The following is a 2,241-nucleotide window of genomic DNA, read 5'->3' on the forward strand; positions in this document are numbered from 1 at the left end:
AGAGCGAACCTTAGCATATTTTTCATTGCTAGAAATTCTCTTCAAAATCTGCAAATGAGCTAGCATTTCATCGGCAAGGTCAGCATAACCTTTGCAAGCTTCGTTCCGACCATTACTTTTTTCAAACACTACCGTCAGTATATTATGAATTTCTTCCAAACGGATGACTCTATCATTAATTATCACATGATCGATATTCTTTCCTTTAAAATCACGTAGCAATATTGCCCTGGCCAGATAATATAATACATAGCAATCTTCATTCGAGATGGTATCTCTCACATCCCATAAATGAAGAGCCTGCGCAATAACTTCACAATTATTAAATTGAACAGCAGCCGATCTGAATTTATAAATAGAAAAATCAGGAGTCAGTATTTTAGATTTCTGGTCAACTAAGGTACGAGACCAGGATATCCCTGTCTTTACCACCTTACCAGGGCTACCCGTAATCATAGAAGAACCAGAATATTTACCAGCCAACACACTTCGTGCGCCAACTATACTATTCTTTCCAATTTCTGTACCTTTTAGAATCAGAACGTCACGGGATAACCATACCTTATCTTCGATAACTATATCTTGTGACTTATTTATTCTTTCTCCGGTTTCATCCAGAAATATTGAGTGCATATCTGAGCTATAGATTCTTGTATTGGCAAAAAGGCAATCATCACCTATCGTTACATTAGCATTATCGGCCGATTGTATATAAATAAGATCATTACAAATGAGTCCATAACCAATCGTGACCTGGCATCCTGGCCCAACGATTATTCGCCCACTGATTTCACAAAGATCCTTAATGACTAACTTCCCGCCAGAGCAAACGGTAATCTGAGCAGATGAAAGCTTTACGCCGTACCCTATATTTATATCAGGAACATCATCTTCAAATTCAATCCATGATGAATTAAAACCGACACTTTTATCTATTTTAACTACTTGCTCAGGTTGTAATGCAGTAATGCGCTTCATATAAACTCACTATCCTTGTCGACAAATCATAAAATATCATTTTGAAGTAATAGTTCTCTTCCAATATTTTTTGGTTATTGCAATACTCTCTTTATCCGGTTTATAAAAAGGAGTCGTCATACTCAAATGTGGACGTTCCCATGCAATATTTCTTTTAGAAATTTTTGCTGGAATGCCAACAGCAATACAATTATTGGGCATTTTGCTTTTTAGAATACTACCATAGCCTAGCACACTGCCACTTCCTATTTGTCCGCCCGATAAAATGGTCGAGCGACCAGCCAACCAGACATGTTCACCAATAATAATATCTCGTGAACGGTTTACCCTTAACCCAGTTTTAACATTAAATATCGGATGAGCATCATCAGCCCGAATTTCGACAACAGAAGCGATCATACAATCCTCGCCAATAAATACTGACGCACCTTCTGCTGTCGTAATAATGCAACTATTCGTACATGAAACTTTATCGGAAATATTGACTTGACAATCCTGCCCAATTCTAATATTTCCTGTGAATTTATTATCACTTATATTACAGACTCCATTATCACAATCAAATAGGATTGTAGTATTATTGAGCTGCGTATAATCACTGACAGTCAAAGTGTTATTCCGACCAGAAAATGTGACTTTTACACTATTTTTATGTTCACCGCCATAAATAATAGCATTACCTCTGTCATCGTTATATGAACCAAGGGTAATTATCATATAAATACCATAACCATAATAGTCTAGTAAGTTCAGAGAGGATGTATGTAAAACACCCTCCCCATTTTATTATTCAATAAATGTATTCGTTGATACTAGCAGTAAAGCCTTCTGACTTTCACTTAATGCCCCCCAATTACCAAGGTTGACAAGTAACAACATTCTTTCAGAATCATTCAATGAACTATCATCAAGCTTAGACCTTATCTGCGCATTTTTTAAATGTAACCACGCATCAGTCGGTAAATTATCAGAGTAGTATCTAATTATATTATTCCATCCATAAACGACCTTGTTCCAATCTCCAGCTATCTGGCAAAGCTCAATCAAAAGCAACCAGGAATCTTTACATTTCCCTTGCCCATCCCCAGCGTTAAGACTGTGTTCCAAAATACTTAACGACTTGTCGATATTGCCTAACATACGATATGAATATGCATGCTTATAAGATTGCAAAAAGTCTTTATTTAAGGTTTTATTGAAATGATAGATCGCTGATGACCATTCATTTATATATAAATAAGACTCAGCAAAAATATTCCTAAT

At 36.1% G+C, this 2,241-nt stretch carries 3 protein-coding genes; all 3 read right to left on the reverse strand.

Translation table 11 applies throughout. From position 1 onward, the window contains the following. On the reverse strand, nucleotides 1-978 hold a 978-nt coding region (locus LZ634_RS22515), incomplete at its 3' end, for an acyltransferase (protein WP_414467760.1). A gap of 36 nt (nucleotides 979-1,014) precedes the next feature. Further along, on the reverse strand, nucleotides 1,015-1,695 hold the full coding sequence (locus LZ634_RS22520) for an acyltransferase (RefSeq protein WP_234508949.1): 681 nt from the start codon (nucleotides 1,693-1,695) through the stop codon (nucleotides 1,015-1,017). Between the two features lie 69 nt (nucleotides 1,696-1,764). Then, nucleotides 1,765-2,241, reverse strand: a 477-nt coding sequence (locus LZ634_RS22525; protein ID WP_234508950.1) for a hypothetical protein, incomplete at its 5' end; no start/stop codon positions are given.

This window comes from Kluyvera intermedia (genome assembly GCF_021440345.1).
In the GTDB taxonomy this organism is placed as follows: Bacteria; Pseudomonadota; Gammaproteobacteria; order Enterobacterales; family Enterobacteriaceae; genus Kluyvera; species Kluyvera intermedia_A.